The 18550-nt window shown below is 66.2% G+C and carries 20 protein-coding genes; 10 read left to right on the top strand and 10 right to left on the bottom strand.

The features are described from left to right. Positions 1-39: 39 nt before the first annotated feature. The gene (locus tag QI450_RS13665) at positions 40-858 is read right to left on the bottom strand and encodes an HAD-IB family hydrolase (RefSeq protein WP_226774184.1); all 819 of its coding nucleotides are present in this window, start codon (positions 856-858) and stop codon (positions 40-42) included. A 112-nt stretch (positions 859-970) separates the two neighbouring features. Here QI450_RS13665 and QI450_RS13660 point away from each other — a divergent pair, with 112 nt between their 5' ends. Further along, on the top strand, positions 971-1231 hold the full coding sequence (locus QI450_RS13660) for a glutaredoxin family protein (RefSeq protein WP_226774185.1): 261 nt from the start codon (positions 971-973) through the stop codon (positions 1229-1231). An 84-nt stretch (positions 1232-1315) separates the two neighbouring features. Beyond that, positions 1316-2011, top strand: a complete 696-nt coding sequence (locus QI450_RS13655; RefSeq protein ID WP_226774186.1) for a redox-sensing transcriptional repressor Rex — start codon at positions 1316-1318, stop codon at positions 2009-2011. Positions 2012-2075: 64 nt separating this feature from the next. Here QI450_RS13655 and QI450_RS13650 read toward each other — a convergent pair whose 3' ends face one another. Both QI450_RS13650 and QI450_RS13645 read right to left on the bottom strand, forming a co-directional pair. After that, a complete protein-coding gene (locus QI450_RS13650) occupies positions 2076-2864 on the bottom strand; it encodes a hypothetical protein (RefSeq protein ID WP_282468030.1) in 789 nt (262 codons plus the stop codon). Positions 2865-3235: 371 nt separating this feature from the next. After that, positions 3236-3784: a YceI family protein gene (locus QI450_RS13645; RefSeq protein ID WP_226773292.1), complete on the bottom strand. Its 549-nt coding sequence runs from the start codon at positions 3782-3784 to the stop codon at positions 3236-3238. A gap of 211 nt (positions 3785-3995) precedes the next feature. Between QI450_RS13645 and QI450_RS13640 the strand changes: the two genes are divergently transcribed. The 5 genes from QI450_RS13640 to ccsB are packed head-to-tail and all read left to right on the top strand — an operon-like array spanning position 3996 to position 9034. Beyond that, positions 3996-4661 (top strand): histidine phosphatase family protein, encoded by a 666-nt coding sequence (locus tag QI450_RS13640; protein WP_226773293.1) that lies wholly within the window; start codon positions 3996-3998, stop codon positions 4659-4661. 2 nt (positions 4662-4663) lie between these two features. After that, complete coding sequence (locus QI450_RS13635; RefSeq protein WP_226773294.1) at positions 4664-5284, top strand: TlpA disulfide reductase family protein; 621 nt, start codon at positions 4664-4666, stop codon at positions 5282-5284. Between the two features lie 14 nt (positions 5285-5298). Beyond that, complete coding sequence (locus QI450_RS13630; protein WP_226773295.1) at positions 5299-6054, top strand: cytochrome c biogenesis CcdA family protein; 756 nt, start codon at positions 5299-5301, stop codon at positions 6052-6054. Beyond that, complete coding sequence (locus tag QI450_RS13625; RefSeq protein WP_226773296.1) at positions 6054-7925, top strand: cytochrome c biogenesis protein ResB; 1872 nt, start codon at positions 6054-6056, stop codon at positions 7923-7925. Before QI450_RS13630 ends, QI450_RS13625 begins: the two co-directional genes overlap by 1 nt. Then, entirely contained in the window at positions 7925-9034 is a 1110-nt protein-coding gene (gene ccsB, locus QI450_RS13620) for a c-type cytochrome biogenesis protein CcsB (protein WP_226773297.1), read from the top strand. Before QI450_RS13625 ends, ccsB begins: the two co-directional genes overlap by 1 nt. Positions 9035-9268: 234 nt before the next feature. Here ccsB and QI450_RS13615 read toward each other — a convergent pair whose 3' ends face one another. Beyond that, entirely contained in the window at positions 9269-9685 is a 417-nt protein-coding gene (locus QI450_RS13615) for a PLD nuclease N-terminal domain-containing protein (RefSeq protein WP_226773116.1), read from the bottom strand. 110 nt (positions 9686-9795) lie between these two features. Here QI450_RS13615 and QI450_RS13610 point away from each other — a divergent pair, with 110 nt between their 5' ends. Further along, complete coding sequence (locus QI450_RS13610; protein ID WP_226773117.1) at positions 9796-10104, top strand: DUF4229 domain-containing protein; 309 nt, start codon at positions 9796-9798, stop codon at positions 10102-10104. 52 nt (positions 10105-10156) lie between these two features. Here QI450_RS13610 and QI450_RS13605 read toward each other — a convergent pair whose 3' ends face one another. From QI450_RS13605 to QI450_RS13585, 5 genes are all read right to left on the bottom strand, one after another. After that, positions 10157-11038, bottom strand: coding sequence for a 1,4-dihydroxy-2-naphthoate polyprenyltransferase (locus QI450_RS13605; RefSeq protein ID WP_226773118.1), 882 nt, complete (start codon positions 11036-11038; stop codon positions 10157-10159). 49 nt (positions 11039-11087) lie between these two features. Beyond that, positions 11088-12242, bottom strand: a complete 1155-nt coding sequence (locus tag QI450_RS13600; RefSeq protein ID WP_226773119.1) for an AMP-binding protein — start codon at positions 12240-12242, stop codon at positions 11088-11090. Between the two features lie 10 nt (positions 12243-12252). Continuing rightward, entirely contained in the window at positions 12253-13206 is a 954-nt protein-coding gene (locus QI450_RS13595) for a 1,4-dihydroxy-2-naphthoyl-CoA synthase (protein ID WP_226773120.1), read from the bottom strand. A gap of 21 nt (positions 13207-13227) precedes the next feature. Further along, a complete protein-coding gene (locus tag QI450_RS13590) occupies positions 13228-13668 on the bottom strand; it encodes a VOC family protein (protein WP_226773121.1) in 441 nt (146 codons plus the stop codon). Positions 13669-13818: 150 nt separating this feature from the next. Next, entirely contained in the window at positions 13819-14577 is a 759-nt protein-coding gene (locus QI450_RS13585; RefSeq protein ID WP_226773122.1) for a CPBP family intramembrane glutamic endopeptidase, read from the bottom strand. Positions 14578-14720: 143 nt separating this feature from the next. Here QI450_RS13585 and QI450_RS13580 point away from each other — a divergent pair, with 143 nt between their 5' ends. Both QI450_RS13580 and QI450_RS13575 read left to right on the top strand, forming a co-directional pair. After that, positions 14721-16367 carry an ABC-F family ATP-binding cassette domain-containing protein gene (locus tag QI450_RS13580; RefSeq protein ID WP_226773123.1) on the top strand — a complete coding sequence of 549 codons (1647 nt, stop codon included), beginning with the start codon at positions 14721-14723 and terminating at the stop codon, positions 16365-16367. A gap of 273 nt (positions 16368-16640) precedes the next feature. Then, a complete protein-coding gene (locus QI450_RS13575; protein ID WP_226773124.1) occupies positions 16641-18101 on the top strand; it encodes an amino acid permease in 1461 nt (486 codons plus the stop codon). A gap of 161 nt (positions 18102-18262) precedes the next feature. On the opposite strand, the gene QI450_RS13570 is transcribed toward QI450_RS13575, so the two are convergent. After that, positions 18263-18439, bottom strand: a complete 177-nt coding sequence (locus tag QI450_RS13570; RefSeq protein WP_226773145.1) for a CsbD family protein — start codon at positions 18437-18439, stop codon at positions 18263-18265. Between the last annotated feature and the right edge of the window lie 111 nt (positions 18440-18550).

Below are 18550 nucleotides of genomic sequence, written 5' to 3'. Positions count from 1 at the left end.
GAAGCGCGTCGGAAAGCGGCGTGGCAGGGATGTCCGCGGTCAGATAGAGGGGCCGCGGAAGCGGGAGAACCCCCGCCAGAGGCCGTAGACGGCGCCGCCAACCGTGGCGGCCTTGAGCCCCAGGGTGGCGGCGCGGCGGCCGGAACGGAAGTCGTAGACCGGCCAGTTGTGTTCGCGGGCGTGACGGCGGAGCCGGGAATCCGGGTTGATGGCCACGGGGTGGCCCACCATGCTCAGCAGCGGGATGTCGTTGTGCGAATCGCTGTAGGCCCAGCACCGGGCCAGGTCCAGGCCCTCGGCATCGGCTACCGCCCTGACGGCCACCGCTTTGGCGGGACCATGCAGGATTTCGCCGACCAGCCGCCCGGTGTAGGACCCGTCCACGATTTCGCCCACGGTGCCGAGGGCTCCGGTGAGGCCCAGCCTGGTGGAGATCACCGTGGCCACCTCGATCGGCGTCGCCGTGACAAGCCAGACCCGGCGGCCTACCCGGAGGTGCTGCTCCGCCAGCGCCTTGGCGCCCGGCCAGATCCGGGATTCAATCATTTCGTCATAGACTTCTTCGCCGAGTGCCTCGATGTCCGCAACGGTGATACCGGCGGCGAGCGCCAGGGCGGTATCCCGGACGGCGTGGACGTCATCCATTTTCTCGCCGCGGAGCACAAACATCAGTTGCTTCCAGCCGATCCCGGCCGCCTCGCGGAGGGTGAATGCCCCGCGCTGGTGCATTTTGCGGGCCACATGGAACAGGCTGGCCCCGCGCATCAGGGTGTTGTCGACGTCGAAGAACGCGGCTTCGCCGTGCTGCGCCGCGGCAGCAGGTTCTGCGGCCGCGGCGGCGTACTTCTCTTCGGACATGCCACGAGTCTAGTCACCGACGGGTCCGGTTTTGTCCCGGCGGCTCACCGCGGAGTGGCTTGGCTCCGCGGCGGCGTCGACGCCGGACGGGCCGCCGGGCTACCGTGGAGCCATGCCAAGCCCCGACGTCGTCCTCATCACCAAAGCTGACTGCCACCTGTGCTCGGCGGCGCGCGCCGCCGTCGACCGCGTCACAAAGAGCCTGGGAATCGGATGGCGCGAACAGCTGGTGGACGACGACGCCGAACTGCGGGAGCGCTTTGCCGAGGAGATTCCCGTGGTGCTGGTGGATGGTGTCCAGCGGGACTTCTGGAAGATCGACGAAGTCCGGCTGGACCGGACGCTGCGGCGGGCGCTGGGCCAGCAGCCCTGACCCGTCGCCGGAGCCGGGCGCTTTGTTCGCCGAACTGCGGGGGCCCTAGAGTGGAAGTCACAACGCGACTCAATGGAGCAGATAGTGACTTCGCTGGATTCATCCCCTGAGGCCGTGCCGGGGGGATCAGGGACTGCCGCCAAGCAGATTCCGCCCGCGGCCGTGTCCCGGCTGACCATCTATCTGCGCGCCCTGACCACCTTGCTTGCGGAGGGGGTTGACCGCGTCTCGTCCGAGTCGCTGGCCGAGGCCTCGGGCGTCAGCTCCTCCACCCTCCGCAAAGACCTTTCCTACGTCGGGTCCTACGGGACCCGCGGCGTGGGCTACGAAGTGCAGTTCCTCAACAGGCATATAGCAGCGGCCCTGGGCCTGACGCACGACTGGAAAGTGGCCATCGTCGGCGCCGGAAACCTGGGTAAGGCGCTGGCCCGGTACGGTGGCTTCGAATCCCGGGGCTTCGATATTGTGGCGATCTTCGATGCGGACCAGATGGTGGTGGGCAGCGAAGTGGGCTGGCTGCGGGTCAGCGACGCCGCCGACCTGGAGCCGGTACTGCAACGCACGGGCGCGAACATGGTAGTGCTGGCCCTGCCGGCCGCCGTTGCACAGGACGTCTGCGAGCGGGTGATTGCCGCCGGGGTGCGAAGCATTCTCAGTTTTGCCCCGGTGATGCTGCAGGTTCCGCCGGGGGTCAACCTGAGAAAAGTGGATATGGCCACCGAACTGCAGATCCTCGCCTACCACGCACAAAGGGCGCAGGACCCGGAGGTTGCTGGCTAGTTAAAGTCAGCCCGTCCGGCTCCCGCGCCCCTTGCGCCGTTGCCCGGCTAGTAGCTGGTGCGCGCTAGTTCGGTTTGCCCGGCTGCCCATAGGGGTTGGCGAACGGCTGCTGCTTGCTGAAGTACGGGGCCGTTGCCGGCAGGTACAACATCACGATGCCGGCGATGCCCAGCAGGACTGCCAGGGTGCCGATGCTGAGCGGGAAGAGGCTGAACAGGGAGAGGGCAGCGAAGACGGTGCCCAGGATCCTGGCCCAGTTTTTGCCTTTGCGCACGTTCAAGGCCACGAGGGCATAGAGCCCGGCGCTGATCACTGCGAAGACCACGATGCTGCCCACCAGGGCACCCCTGAGGTCTTCGAACCGGATATCAGCCCCGCTGGCAGACATCTGCTGTTCAAACATGGCCCGCGTTCCGGGAGTGTCCAGGGTGCCGACCGCCAGCAGCAGGGAGATGATCCACACCGCGCCCGATGCGACGATGAGCCAGAAAGCGGTGTTGACCAGCTGCGGCATGGCGGGTTTGGCCTGCAGCTGCCCGGAGGGGTACTGGGCATAGGGGGACTGGTTGTACTGCGGCTGGTTGTACTGCGGCTGTCCATACGGCGGCGGGTTCTGGCCGTACTGCGGGGCCTGCGGGGAGTTTTGGCCGTACTGCGGGGCAGCCTGCTGGCCGTAGGGCGGTGCCGAGGGCGCCTGGCCATACTCCGGAGCGGCAGGCGACACCTGGCCGTACTGCGGGGCGGAGGGCGGCTGCTGGCCGTGCTGGGGATCGTTCTGGCCGTAGTGGGGCGCCGGCTGTTCGCCGGGGGCGGGGGAGTCCGGGTTTGACGGCGGGACGGGCGGGATACTCATGGGCGTTCCTTTGCATGGCACTCTGGTTCGGATACCGGAAACAGATTCCTGCCCTGCCCCCAGCCTGGATTCCTCCCACCGTACCGCGGGCCGGTGCCCGCGCGGATCATTCTCGAGGCGTATTCTCTGCGCGTGGCCGGGCCGTCACCTGGCCGTCAACGGGCCATCACCGGGGCTCTCCGGCATGGCGAACCCGGGAAGCTCCGGCTAGCAGTCCCGACCCGGAGGCCATGGGGTGGGTGCCGCCCAAACGCGGCCGATTCGACAAAGCCCCGGCCGCCGACTTAACGCAACACCCCGCTCCGTCACGGGGATGAAGCGGGGTGTAAGCGGCCGGCGCCGGAGCCGGCCGGCCGGTGGTTAGCTGCCGGCTAGGCTGCGGGGGCGATGAAGGCCAGTTCGAGGTTGACGGCCACCTTGTCACTGACGAGGACACCGCCGGCTTCGAGGACCGCGTTCCAGGTCAGGCCGAAGTCCTTGCGGCTGATTGTGGTTTCTGCGGACAGGCCGGCGCGGGTCATGCCGAAGGGGTCGACGGCAACGCCGTTGAACTCGGTCGCCAGGGCCACGGGGCGGGTGACACCCTTGATGGTGAGCTCGCCCTGGAGTTCATAGCTGTCGCCCTTGGGCACGATGCCGGTGGAAACGAAGGAGATTTCCGGGAACTTCTCGACGTCGAAGAAGTCTTCGCCGCGCACGTGGCCGTCGCGGTTTGCGTCGCCGGAGTCGAAGCTGGCGGTCTTGATCGTGGCGTGGACCGTGGACTCGGCCACGTTCTCGGCGAGGCCAAGGGTGGCCTCCGCATCCTTGAACTGGCCGCGGACCTTGCTGATGCCGGCGTGGCGGACGGTGAAGGCAATCTCGCTGTGCGAGTTGTCAAGGGTCCAGGTGCCGGTGGTGACGTTAGTGGGAAGTGCCATGGTGTTTCTCCTTGAGTCGGGTGGGTCGTACGGTAGGTCTGATCGTCAGCTGAAACTTCATTGGTTGAAGTCTCAACTAAGCGCTGCACCCAGTATAAACATGCATTTGCATCTTTTATTCCAACCCCGGGGAACATTTCTGAAAACTCTTGAGTTCTACTTCTTGTAGAAGATTTCGTCATTAGCCCTGCCCTTTGAGAAACTGGTACACATGCCCCAAGCCACTGTCCATTTGCTCCGCCACGGCGAGGTCTACAACCCCGAGGGCGTCCTGTACGGCAGGCTGCCCGAATTCCACCTCTCCGATCTTGGCCGGGAGATGGCCCGGACGCTCGCTGACCACTTCCGTGCCAGCTCTGCCCAGGGGGCAAAGATCGTCCACCTCGCCGCCTCGCCGCTGACCCGCGCCCAGGAAACGGCGCAGCCCATCGCCGAGGCGCTAAACCTCGACATCACCACCGAGGCGCGGATTATCGAGGCGGCCAATTATTTCGAGGGCCTCCACGTCGACAAGGCGGAGATCCTCAAGCCGAAGCACTGGCCGATGCTGCGCAACCCGTTCCGGCCCTCCTGGGGCGAGTCCTATAAGGACCAGGCGGCCCGGGTTATGGCCGCAGTACAGGACGCCCGGCTCCGCGCCATCGAACTCGGTGGAACGGGCGCAGAGGCCATCCTCGTCAGCCACCAGCTGCCCATCTGGGCCACCCGGCTCAGCGCCGAGGGTAAACCGCTCTGGCATGATCCGCGCAAACGTGAATGCACCCTGACTTCGGTCACCTCGTTGGTGTTCGGCGACGCCGGGAACCTCCTGCGGGTCGAGTACAGCGAACCCGCGGCAGCCCTTCTTCCCGGTGCCTCCAGCACCCCTGGAGCTTGAGCATGAACCGAAACCACACGGCCGCGTCGCCCGTGAGCCGCCGCAACGTCCTGACGGCCGGCGGCGCGGCGCTCGCCGTCGTGCTGGGACTCTCCGGCTGCGCGCAGGAGGACGCCCTGGCCCAGCAGGCCAGGGCGGGCGACAACAAGAACTACGTGGCCGGCGACGGGTCGGTCACGGAATTCGCGGCCGCCGACCGCAAGAACCCCGTTGCCATCAAGGGCACACTCTTCGACGGTACCGAGGTAACGGCAGAGGCCTTCCCCGGGCAGGTCACCGTGCTCAACTTCTGGTTCGCGGCCTGCGCTCCGTGCCGGGTGGAGGCGCCCGCGCTCGAAGAGCTGCATCAGGAGTTCAAGAGCCAGGGCGTTCAGTTCTTCGGGGTCAACCTCCGGGACGAGAAGGCCACCGCGGACGCCTTCGACAAGACGTTTAGCCTGAGCTACCCGAGTTTTAATGACAAAGACGGCGCTGTGCTCCTGGCCGTGTCCGGTCTGGTCCCCCCGGGAGCCGTGCCCACCACTCTTGTGCTCGACAAACAGGGCCGCGTGGCGTCCCGTGTGCTTGGCGAGATCCAAAAGGGCACCCTCAAGTCCCTTATCGCCGCTGCCGTGGCCGAGTAGCGGGCAGGAGCACTGTGAACAGCCCCTTCGCTGAAGCCATCCTGAGCGGTTCACTGCTGCTTGCCATCCCGGTGGCGCTGCTGGCCGGCTTTGTCTCTTTCCTTTCCCCGTGTGTGCTTCCGCTGGTCCCCGGTTATCTGGGCTACGTCACGGGACTGACCGGCGTTGACCTGCAGAAGCAGAGGCGCGGCCGCATGCTGGCGGGGATCGGGCTCTTTGTCCTGGGTTTCTCGGTGGTCTTTGTCCTGCTCGGCGGGGCGTTCGGCCAGCTGGGGACGCTGATCACCGGAACCCAGAATGCCTGGATCACCCAGGTGCTGGGCCTCCTAGTGGTCGTTATGGGTGTGGTGTTTATGGGTGGCTTCGGCTGGCTCCAACGCGACGCCAAGATCCAATCGAAACCGCCGGCCGGGCTGTGGGGCGCGCCGCTGCTGGGCATCACCTTCGGCCTCGGCTGGGCACCGTGCATCGGCCCCACCTACTCCGCGGTCCAGCTGCTGAGCCTCTCCGGTGGTTCCTCGGCGGCCAAGGGAGCCTTCCTGGCGTTCGTCTACAGCCTGGGCCTGGGGATCCCCTTCCTGCTGATCGCGCTGGCGGTGCGCCGGGGCGTTGGCGTGATGTCCTTCTTCCGCAGGCACCGGCTCGCCATCCAGCGCATCGGCGGCGCAATCCTGGTGGGCCTTGGCCTGCTGATGGCAAGCGGCGTATGGGGGCACTGGGTTTCCGAGTTGCAGTACTGGTTCCAAACCGATGTGAAATTGCCGATCTGATGAGCGAGCGAGTGAACGTAGAGAAGAAGTCCCCGCCCCCCGGCACCACGCCCGAGGGCCCCGAACCCGATGCCGCCGCGGGCGGGAAGCCGGGAAAGCGCGGTGCTTCCGGCACCGGCGGTCCGGTGGCGAGCGCCAAGACCGAAGCAGTCCTGCCCACGCTGGGCGCGTTGGGCATGCTCCGCTGGGCCTGGACCCAGCTGACCAGCATGCGCACGGCGTTGTTCCTGCTGCTGATGCTGGCAGTGGCGGCCGTTCCCGGTTCGCTCTTCCCGCAGCGGCCCGCCAACCCTTCGACCGTGACCCAGTACATCAAGGACCACCCGGATTACGGCAAGGTCCTCGATACGTTGCAGCTGTACGACGTGTACTCCTCGGCATGGTTCTCCGCGATCTATATCCTGCTCTTCGTTTCCCTGATCGGTTGCGTCGTCCCGCGCGCCATCGCGCACTACAAGGCCATGCGGTCCCAGCCGCCGCGGACGCCCGCACGGCTGTCCCGGCTGCCGGAGTACGGCACGCTCGTGATTCCCGCCGACGCCGGGATCCCGGCGTCGGGCGCAATATCCGACGCCGCCGGGCTGCTGGCGAAACGCGGCTACCGCGTCGATGTGCGCGACCGCGACGGCGCCCGTCCCTCGCTGGGGGCCGAGCGCGGCTTCCTGCGCGAAGTCGGGAACCTGCTGTTCCACACCTCGCTGATCGGCGTGCTGGTTTCCGTTGCGATTGGCGGGCTGTTCGGCTACAGCGGCCAGCGGATCCTGGTGGAGGGAGACACCTTCGTGAACACCCTTGTCGGCTACGACCAGTTCACCCCCGGCACCAACTTCCAGAGCGGCCAGCTGCAGCCCTACTCGGTGCAGTTGGATAAATTCCAGATCACTTTTGACCGCGAATCCAAGGGCAAGTTCGGCCAGCCGATCGACTTCACGGCCGACGTGACCACCAAGGAGACCCCCGATGCACCCGCCAAGAAAGAGGTGCTGAAGGTCAATGACCCGCTGAGCCTGGGCGGCACCAGCATGTACCTGACGGGCAATGGTTACGCCCCGGTGGTGACTGTCCGCGACGGCGCCGGGAACGTCGCGATGCAGGGCCCGGTGGTGGCCAAGCTGCAGGGCGAAAATTACTACTCATCGGTGGTGATCAAGGTCCCCGATGCCAAGCCGGATCAGCTGGCTTTCGCCGGCTTTTTCCTGCCCACGGCCTTCGTGACCGATGCGGGCGTCTCCTTCAGCGGCGATCCCGAGCTGATCAACCCGCAGCTGACCCTGAACTCCTACTTCGGCGACCTGGGACTCAACGACGGAGCGCCGCAAAACGTCTTCGAACTCGATGTCAAAAAGCTGACTCCGCTCAACGCCCGGAATCTGCCGACAAAGGGCATCGTCCTCACCCCGGGAACCACGCACACCCTGCCGGACGGCAAGGGCACCATCAGCTTCGACGGCGTGAAGCGCTATGTCGGCGTCGACATTCACCATAATCCCGGCCAGCTGTACGCCCTGATCTTCGCGCTCCTGGCAGTGGCGGGCCTGGTGACGTCGCTTTACGTGAACCGCCGCCGCGTCTGGGTCCGGGTTGGTTCGCACGAGGACGGCCGCACCATGGTCGAATACGGCCTCCTGGCCCGGGGCGAAGACCACCGGCTGGCCGGGGAAGCCGCCGCGATCCGCAAGCTGCTCGCCGGGGCCTGGGATCTCGGCGGCGACGGGGCAGATTCCCAGCCTGTTCCCAGCGCAACGGCGGATAATGGCCGGGCGGCCACCGGCGCGGGCGCCGACGCTGACACACAGACCTTTACGGAACAACCCGCAACCGACGTCATCCAGTCCACAGCAGGCTCGCCTGAGTCAAAGAAGGATCAGTAATGTTCCCCATCAACGAAACCATGGGCCAGTACAGCGAGCTGTTTATGCTCCTCGCAGCCGGCACGTACACGGTGGCATTTATCGCCTTCGCGTGGGACCTGGCCAAGAGCAGCAAAACACTTCGCGCGGTGGACCTGAAGGCCGCTGAACTCTCGGCCGCCGAAGCGGCGCGCGTACCCGTTGCCGCCGGCGTAGGCGCCTCCAGCGCCGGCGTGGACCGGGCAGATGCCGACGTGGCCGGGCCGATCGGCCGGGCTGAGCGCCCGACCTCGAACGTCTCCGGTGCTGCAGCCGGGAACGCGGCGGGCATCGGCGGAACCGCGGACGGGGCGATGCGCTATTCTGCCGAACGCCGGGCACCTGCCCGGGTCGCCGTCGCCTTGACCGTGTTGGGCGTCGCCATTCACGCCGCCGGTGTCCTCACGAGGGCGCTCGGTTCCGGCCGGGTGCCATGGGGCAACATGTATGAGTTCCTGACCACGGGCGCATTCGTGGCCGTCGCCGTGTTCCTGGTGGTCCTGATCCGCCGCGACCTGCGCTTCCTGGGCACCTTCGTGGTGGGCCTGGCGATCATTATGCTCGTGGCTGCCTCCGTGGCCTACTGGACGCCGGTGGGGCACCTCGTTCCGGCACTGCAGAGCTACTGGCTGCTTATCCACGTGTCCATCGCGGTGATGTCCTCGGCGCTGTTCACGCTGACGTTCGCGATGTCGGCACTCCAGCTGGTCCAGACGCACCGGCAAAAGTCCATTGCCGCAGGCGGCCGGGACAAGCTGGGGTTTATGCGCCTGGTGCCCTCGGCGCTGAGCCTTGAAAACCTCTCCTACCGGATCAACGCCATCGCCTTCGTCGGCTGGACCTTTACGCTGATGTTCGGGGCCATTTGGGCCGAGAAGGCCTGGGGCCGGTTCTGGGGCTGGGACACCAAGGAAGTTTGGACCTTCGTGATCTGGGTGGTCTACGCCGGCTACTTGCACGCCCGTGCCACCCGTGGCTGGACCGGCACGCGCGCGGCCTGGCTGTCGATTGTCGGTTACCTGTGTGTGGTCTTCAACTTCACGATCGTGAACCAGTTCTTCAACGGCCTGCACTCCTACTCCGGGCTCTAGCCCGCCCGCCGGCCCGCCCGCCGGCCCGCCCGCCGGCCCGCCCGCCGGACCAAATGGTGCCGGGCCAGGGCTTTACGGATGTGCCAGGGATGGCCGCTGTGCCAACCGGCATGGCGGCCATCTTTGTCAGCGCCGCCCGCACCCTGGCAGCGGCGGAAGTTGTCACGCCGGCGCCGGATTGGAGTGGCCGTGACGGATTAGAAGCAGCCTGGGCCCGGTCTCGTTGGGCCCGGACTATTTGACTTCGTCGGTACCCTGCGGGTCGCTGCTGCCGTGGGCCTCGCCGGACCCGGAGCCGCGTGCGCCCTTGCCGTCATCGTCGGTGCGCTCTTTGGCGTCCAGTTCGGCTTTTAGCTTCCTGAGCCGCTCTGCTTCGGCCTGGCTGCGGCGGCGGAGCTCGAGGTTGCGCAGAAAATCCGGGTCGTCGTCGGGCGCGCTGGTGTGGCTGTAGGCGGCGCGCACGGGGGCGGTGCCGCGGGGCCGGCCGATGAGGAACCACAGGATGGCGCCAATGACCGGGAGGACGATCTGCACCACAACCCAGGCCGGCTTCGAGATGCCTTTGGTCTGGCGGGGATCAGTGCGGATCACATCGACAAGTCCATAGACGAATACGACGAGAACAGCGACAACGACCACTACACGGAGCATGTAAACAGTCTAGTCGCCGCCGGCGCTCCCGGCGCTTCCCGGCCCACACCACAGAACGCCGGCTGCGGCCCCGGTGGGGCGGGGCCGCTTCCGGCGGCTAAACTGGGACCGTGGCCTTCCTGAAATACTCCCTGATCCGTCTGGTGCTGTTCGCACCGTTGTTCGCCCTGTTCCTCTACCTGCGGCTTGGTGTGCTGCTCGCGGCCCTGTGCGCCGGCATGATGGCCTTCGCGGTGAGCTACCTGTTTTTCCAGAAGCAGCGCGCTGCCGCCACCGCCTCGCTCCACAGCCGCTTCTCCGGAAAGGCGAAGCCGCTGCGCAGCGCCGGCGAAGTGGCGGACGCCGACGCCGAAGACCGGCTCGTCGACGAACACCCGGACGTAACGGTGCGTACGGACAGCCGGCCCAAGGACTCCTAGGCCCCTGGCGGCTGCCGACACCGCCGGTCAGGTCCCGGCCGTGGACGGTGGCTTAGAACCCGCGGCTGAGGATCAGGCCCAACGAGAACAGCACCGCATAGCCGAGGTTGATCAGGCCCGTCTGCTTGAGCACCGGAATCAGGCTCTTGCGGCGCCGGCCGGCGATCATCAGCCAGGACGGCATCAGGCTTGCCGGGATCAGCAGCAGCACGATCAGCATCCACGGCCGGGCCGGGGCCAGCACAATCGGCAGCAGGATGGCGACGGCGAGCATCAGCACGTAGCTTTCGCGGGCATGCTTGTCGCCCAGCCGCACGGCGAGGGTTTTCTTCCCGGCTTTCCGGTCCGTGGGGATGTCGCGGACGTTGTTGGCCATCAGCAGCGCGACGGCGATGAGTCCGGTGCCAATCGCACCGATGACCGCGGGCAAGCTGATCTGCGCGGCCTGCGTGTAGGTGGTGCCCAGCGTGGCGACGAGGCCGAAGAACACAAAGACGAACAAATCCCCCAGTCCGAGGTAGCCGTACGGGTTCTTCCCGCCGGTGTAGCCCCACGCTGCCAGGACGCAACCCACACCGACCAGGATCAGCCACCACGCCTGCGAGAGGATGACCAGGGCCAGCCCGAACACCATCGCCAGCCCGAAGGCGGCGAACGCGGCGTACTTGACGTGCGCGGGCATCGCGGCGCCGGAGCCGACCAGCCGAAGCGGGCCCACCCGGTCCTCGTCAGTGCCGCGGATGCCGTCCGAATAGTCGTTGGCATAGTTCACGCCGATTTGCAGCAGCAGGGCCACCAGCGCCGCCAGGACGGCGTTGACGGGACGAAACGCGTTCAAGGCGTACGCGGCAGCGGTCCCGATCAGGACAGGCGCAATAGCGGCCGGCAGGGTGCGCAGTCGGGCGCCTTGGATCCATTGAGCGGCTGTAGCCACGTGTCAGTACCTCGTGTTGGTTTGGCGGTGCCGGGAGTGCCCGGCTTGTCTATTTTCCCTGATGCAGCTCCGAGAGCCGAACCGACATGGCAAGACGGTCAGGTTTCCCGTTGGGCAGCAGCAGCAGTTCAGCGGCGGCAAGGACGGTTTTTGGCGCCAGCGTGCCCAGCGCCGCGGCCCATCGGGATCCTGCGGCGAAGTTGGCGAAGCCCTGCGGGCTGGTGTCCGCCACCGCCACGAAGGCGGCGAGGGCCTGGCCCCACTCGGCCGAGGGGACCCCGGCCACAAACGCGGCCCGCACGCCGTCGAGTTTCTCCAGTTCCGCCTGCACATGGGCGGCGGAAACCTTCACCCCGCCGGTGATAACAACGTCGTCGGCCCGCCCCAGGATCCGCAGCTTCCCGTCGCCGTCCAGCTCGCCAAGATCGTTGGTCCGGTACCAGCGGACGCCGTTGTCCGCCACGAATGCCGCCGCATCGAGTTCAGGGGCGCCCAGGTAGCCGGCTGCAATGGTTGCCCCGCCGAGCAGGACCCGCCCGTCCTCCGCAACGCGGACCAAGACGCCTTCCAGCGGGACGCCGTCGTACACGCAGCCGCCGCAGGTCTCGGCCGAACCGTAGGTGGTCACCACCTGCAGGCCGGCGTTACGGGCTGCGGCAAGCAGCGCCGGGGGCACCGGTCCGCCGCCGAGCAGGATCCCGTTGAACCGGCGGAGCGCTGCGAGGGTGTCAGCCGACGGCGCGTCCAGCAGCCGCTGCAGCTGGGTCGGCACCAGCGAGGTGAACCGCTTCTGATCGGTGAGCTCGGCCGCTGCGGCTGTGAAGGCCTCCGGTGTAAAACCTCCGCTGAGGTCCATCGCCCACGGCCGGGTTCCGGCAAAGAGCGAACGGACCAGCACCTGCACGCCGGCCACATATTGCACGGGCAGGGCGAGCAGCCACTGGCCTTCGCCCTTGAGCGCCAACGCGGTGGCCATCGAGGAGGCAGCCAGCGCGTCAACGGTCAGCACTGTAGCCTTCGGCACGCCGGTGGATCCGGAGGTTCGCACCACAACGGCGGCGTCTTCGATGCCGGGCGTTTCGGGGAAGGCCAGCACCGGGGACCCGTCGGGCCCGTCGGCGAGCTCGACGGCGGGTCCCTCCCCGTGGAGGGCCGCGGCCAGCGCCGCGAGGGCGGCTTCGATGTTGACAGCTCCGGAAGTCACGACGGCCGCCTTAGAAGTAGTAGGGGAAGCTGGACCAGTCCGGATCGCGCTTTTGCAGGAAGGCTTCCTTGCCCTCCACGGCCTCGTCGGTCATGTAGGCAAGCCGCGTCGCCTCGCCGGCGAAGACCTGCTGGCCTGCGAGGCCATCGTCGGCCAGATTGAAGGCAAACTTGAGCATCCGGAGGGCCTGCGGCGACTGCCTGGCAATGTCGGCGGCGTATTCCAGCGCCACATCCTCAAGCCGTGCGTGATCCACGGCCTCGTTCACCGCGCCCATCCGGACCATGTCCTCTGCGGAATATTCGCGGGCCAGGAAGAAGATTTCGCGGGCGGCCTTCTGGCCGATCTGGCGGGCCAGCAGCGCGGAGCCGTAGCCGGCGTCGAAGCTGCCGACCGTGGCATCGGTCTGCTTGAATTTGCCGTGTTCGCGGGAAGCGATGGTCAGGTCTGAAACGACATGCAGGGAATGCCCGCCGCCGGCGGCCCAGCCGTTGACAACGGCAATGACAACCTTGGGCATGGTGCGCATGAGCCGCTGGACCTCAAGGATATGCAGCCGGCCGGCGCGCGCCGGGTCGATGGTTTCGGTGGTCTCGCCGTCTGCGTACCGGTAGCCGTCGCGGCCGCGGATCCGCTGGTCACCGCCGGAGCAGAACGAGTGGCCGCCGTCTTTGGCGGAGGGGCCGTTGCCGGTCAGCAGCACAGTGGCCACATCCGGGCTCATCCGGGCGTGGTCCATGGCGCGGTAGAGCTCATCGACAGTGCCGGGGCGGAAGGCGTTACGGACCTCGGGCCGGTTGAACGCGATACGCACCGTCGGCAGGTCCCGGACCACGGCACCGTCCGCGGAGCGCTCCACCTGCCGGTGGTAGGTCATGTCCTGGAAATCGTCGAAGCCGGACACGGTGCGCCAGCGGGTGGGGTCAAAGACGTCGGATACCTTGGCGGGGATTTGGTTGCTCACAGTCAGAGTCTAGTAATCGCCTCAGCTGATGCAGAACTCGTTGCCTTCAGGGTCCGCCATGGTGTGCCAGGAATGCGGTCCTTCGCTGGCGGTCCAAAGGAAGCTGGCGCCGCGGGCTTCCAATGCGGTGCGGAACGTGTCCTTGTCGGCGCCGGCCAGGTTAACGTCCCAGTGGATCCGGTTTTTAACTGTCTTTTCCTCCGGGGCCGTCTGGAAGAGGATGCGGCGGGCAGGGGCTGTGGCGTCGAGTTCCTCAGGCGGGCGGATGGCGGCACCGTCACGCCAAACGAGCTTGCCGTGGTGGACCTTGGTCTCCGCCTCGGTGGCGAAGCCCTGCTCGATCATGGAGCGGATGAAGCCCTCGTCCTGCGGCTCCACCGCCCACGCGAGGGTCTCGGCCCACCAGCCGGCCAGCTCATGCGGGTTCCGGCAGTCGACTGCGATCTGAATGTTGAGTGTCATGGAATGAAACTACGACGTCGGGACGCGCAGCGGTAGGGCCCGGACCACGCCAGCTGCGCGAGTTGACACCTCGTGGCAGTGTGTGTGCCCGCGACTGCCTTGATCTGCACTTTCGACGGCGGTACGGACCCGCAGCGCTGCTGCCTGCGGCTAGCCCTGGACCTTCTGGAGCTGCTCCATCACATCCGGCGGGATGGCGTAGAGGAAAATGACCGCGAGCAGGTTCTTCGACGCGTGGACAAAGTAGGAGAACATCACATTTTTGCCGGTCCAGACGTAGACGAATACCAGGACGGCGCCCATCGCGAGATACGGCATCAGGACCGGGAGGGCCAGCGCCTCCTGGCCAATGATATGCAGGGCCGCAAAGAACACAACTGACAAGCCGGCGCACACCCAGACGTTGACCCTGCGGCTGAGCTTGCCGATCAGCAGGTGGCGGAAGATGTACTCCTCCACAAACGGACCCACGATCACCAGCAGCGGCACCATCAGCCAGGCCGGCACCTGCTGCATCAGCGCCTGCAGGCCCGCCTGGTTGGCGGACGTCTGCGGCGGGCCGGTTACGGCGACGAGAATCGCGGTGAGAATCATCATCGCCACCACGGCGAGAGGGACCATCAGCAGGCTGAACCACGGCCGGGTGGCGAGGACCCTGAGGTCCCGAGCGGCGATGCGCCGGACGGCGGCCAGTGCCAGGATGCCGATCCCGCCGTAGAAGATCAGGTTCACCGAGTACGACGCCACCGCCGGGTTCGGCGAGAGCCGCAGCATCAGCGGCGCCAGCAGTGAGCCGAACACGGCAAAAAATCCGGCGACGGCGACGTAGAGGCCGGCCGTGAGGTAGTCGAGCCGCGAGAACCTGTACAGTTCCGGCCGCGGTGTTGGTGTGCGAAGAGCGGTGCCCATGCCTCCAGCCTAGCGCCACGGCCTGCCTGCTGACCGACCGGTACTTCCGCCGGCGCCGCAGTACCTCAGTAACCGCCGACGGTGTCATACTTGACGACTCAAGCCGCCGCCGGGCTGGCCGTGCACCTACTTGCGAGGACTCCTTGAGCGAACATCTCCGCCTTTCGGGCGTATCCCATGGTTACGGGGACCGCCAGCTTTTCGCCGGCGTCGACATTGCCATCAGCGCCGGTGAACATGTGGCAATCGTCGGCGAAAACGGCGCGGGCAAATCCACGCTGCTCCGGATTTTGGCCGGGCTCGAGGCCCCGGACGAGGGCACCGCCGTCAGCCAGGGCCGCGTGGGCTACCTTGCCCAAACCCTGGGCCTGCCTGATGCGTTCACCGTGTCCAACGCGATCGATGCCGCGCTGGAATCCCTCCGCGAAATGGAGGCCGAGCTGGAGCGCCTGGAAGACGGGCTGGCCGGAGCGGAAGCAGGCGAACTGGAGCGCTACGGAAACCTGCAGACGCAGTACCAGTTGCGGGAAGGCTACGCCGCGGAATCCCGGGTAGAGGCGGCGCTGGACCGACTTGGCCTCGGCGGTCTGGGCCGGACGCGGACCCTGGGCTCGCTCTCCGGCGGGGAGCAGGAACGCGTGGCGCTGGCCTGCGTGCTGGCCGATCCCGCGGATATCCTCCTCCTGGACGAACCCACCAACCACCTCGACGCCAGCGGCACGGCCTGGCTGGAGGCGCGGCTGGCCGCGCACCGAGGAACCGTGGTGGTGGTCTCCCACGACCGCGTCCTGTTGCGCAAAGTAGCGTCAACAGTGATTGAAGTAGATGCCGAACGCCTTACGGTCAACCGGTACGGCAACGGCTACGAAGGCTATCTGCGGGAGAAGTCGGCCGAGCGCCAGCGCTGGGCGCAGCAGTACCACGGGTGGCTGGACTCGATGGCGGCCGAGCGGCTCCAGGCGGACACCGTCGCGGGGACGATGGGCTACGCCCGCCAGCGCGACAATGACAAAATGGGGTTCGACTTCAAAGCCGGCACGTGGCAAAAGGCAGCCACCAGCAAGGTCCGCAATGCCCAGGAGCGTCTCCGCCGGCTGGAGGCAAACCCCATCGACCGTCCGCCGGTGCCCCTGAAACTGGCAACGAACCTTCGGGCGGACGTTGCGGCGGGTCCCGCCCTTGAAGCGACGGGAGTGACGGTACCGGGCCGCCTGGAACCGACGGACCTCCGGGTGGAGGCGGGCCAGAAGATCCTCATTACCGGTCCCAATGGCGCCGGCAAGTCCACGCTGCTCGCCGTCCTGGCGGGCACGCTGGAACCGGCCACAGGCACCGTAGTGCGGCACGGCCGGATCGGATACCTGCAGCAGGAACTGGAGCTCCCGCAGCACCCCGGGATGCGTCTCCTGCCCGCTTTCGCCGCGGGCCTGGGCGGCAACATCGATGAGCACGCCGAGGCGCTGCTGCGGCTCGGGCTTTTCCGCACCAGCGAATTCCACGTCCCGGTGGGGAGCCTTTCCGCAGGGCAACAACGCAGGCTGGCGCTCGCCCGCCTGCTCCTGGGCGGGTATGGAACGATGCTCGTGGATGAGCCCACCAACCACCTGGCGCCCGTGCTGGTGGAACAGCTCGAAGCGGCTCTTTCGGACTTCGCCGGGACGCTGATCCTGGTCAGCCACGACCGCGCCCTGGGGGAGTGGTTCAGCACGTGCTCCGGTCACGACACCGGGCGGGGCGCCGGAGCCGGAAACTGGCTCCGGTACGGGATGCGGGATGGCGCCCTGGTCTGATGGACGGATCCTTGGGGATTCAGCGGATGATAATCGAAGATTATTCGGGATTACAGCAGTAATGAGGTCGATAATTAGTACAAGTGCCTGCCCGGTGTTGTTCCCGTCACGGTTTGGTCTCAAATGCCAGTAGAATAGACGAGCCGCGCGAGCTTCGACCTTGTGAGGTTCGGTACACGTCTTGGCCCCTGTTGGGGGTCGGGGCCCGTTCATTTGTGTATGCGAACCCGCTGTCCCTGTCCCGGCCTTACAACGAACTGCAAGGAAACAGCTGTGCCATCAACTACCCCCACAGAACTTAAGAACCCCGAGGCGCAATCCGCCGTCGTCGACTCAACTCTCAGCGCCGAGGGCTACAAGAAGTCGCTCAGCGGCCGCCAGGTCACCATGATCGCGATGGGCGGCGCCATTGGCGTCGGACTCTTTATGGGCGCCGGCGGGCGCCTGGCCTCCACCGGTCCGTCGCTCATTTTCTCCTACGCCTTGGCCGGCGTCATCGCGTACCTGCTGATGCGCGCCCTGGGCGAGCTGATCATGTACCGCCAGACGTCAGGCTCCTTCGTCAGCTATGCCGGTGAAATGTTCGGCAAAAAGGGCGCTTATGTCTCCGGCTGGATGTACTTCATCAACTGGGCCATGACCGGCATTGCCGAGCTCATCGCGATCGGACTGTACTTCCAGTTCTTTTTCCCGAACGTGCCGGTTGAACTGTCCGCCATCGCAGCGCTGTTGCTGCTAGTCGGCGTCAACCTCCTGAGTGTCAAGGCGTTCGGCGAATTCGAATTCTGGGCCTCCGTCCTCAAGGTCGGTGCGATCCTCATCTTCTTGGCCGTCGGTACTTTTATGGTGATCACCAACGCCCAGGTGGGCGACGGCAACGCCTCGGTCAGCAACCTGTTCGCCGCTGAGGGGGGCATGTTCCCCAAGGGCGGGCTCGTGATGATCCTGGTGCTGAACGCGGTGATCTTCGCCTACAACGGCATTGAGCTCGTTGGCGTCACTGCCGGTGAAATGCAGGATCCGGCCAAAGAAGTGCCCAAGGCCATCCGCGCTGTTGTCTTCCGGATCGTGGTGTTCTACGTCGGTTCCGTGACGCTGCTGGCCATGCTGCTGCCGTCGGACCAGTACGTTGCCGGCACCTCGCCGTTTGTCACAGTGTTCGGCCAGATGGGCCTCGGCTGGATGGGCGATGTGATGAACATGATTGTCATCACCGCCGCCCTCTCCTCGTGCAACTCGGGCCTGTACTCGATCGGCCGGATTTTCCGGACCATGGCCAACAACGGGCATGCTCCGCAGTGGCTGACCAGGATGTCCAAGAGCCACGTGCCGTACGCCGCCATCCTGGCCATCGGCGGCGTTTACCTAGTCGGGATCCTGCTTAATATCTGGCTCGGCGGCTCGTATGCCTTTGACCTGGCGCTGAACTCGGCCTCGGTCGGTGTGATCTTCACCTGGGCTGCCATCTTCGCCAGCCAGATAGCGCTGCGGAAAACCAAGGGCAAGGTCTCCTCCCTGCTGGCGCCCGGCGGAGTCTGGGCCAGCTGGGCAGGCTTGATTGCCCTGCTGCTTATCACGGTGCTGATCGGCTTCGACACCATGACCAGCAAGGGCGGCGAAGTCTTCCACCTTGGTCTTTGGACATTGGCGACCATCCCGTTCTTCGCACTCCTGCTGTGGCTCGGCTGGCAGAAGGTCAAGGACAACGAACCGAAGAACGCGCTCTTCAACTAGCCTTCCGGGCAAGTGCGCAGGCGACGGCGGTCCTCCGGTGAGGGGCCGCCGTCGTTCGTTTAAGCTGCGGCGGCGCGAGTGGCACCAGAGCCCTGGGCCGGCACAAAAAAGCGGCGGTGGACATCCCCCAAAGGAATGTCCACCGCCGCCTTTTGTACGGACTAATCCTTCTTGAAGGCGTCCTTGACGTTTTCGCCGACCTTCTTTGCGTCGGCTGCGACCTGGTCCTTCTGGCCCTCGGCACGCATTTCGTCGTTGTTGGTGGCGTTGCCCGCAGCTTCCTTGGCCTTGCCGCCGAGGTGCTGTGCTTCGTTCTGAACCTTGTCGCCGATACCCATGGTGTAAACCACCTCTCGTTTCCGGTTGAAATACAACGTCTCCCCACCATAACACAAAGCATGCTTAGTAATTCAAGGGCCCGGCCGCGAACGAGGGATGAAATGCGCACC

The sequence above is a fragment of the Arthrobacter sp. EM1 genome (assembly GCF_029964055.1).
Taxonomy (GTDB): Bacteria; Actinomycetota; Actinomycetes; order Actinomycetales; family Micrococcaceae; genus Arthrobacter.
This window is presented reverse-complemented; position numbering and strand designations above follow the sequence as displayed.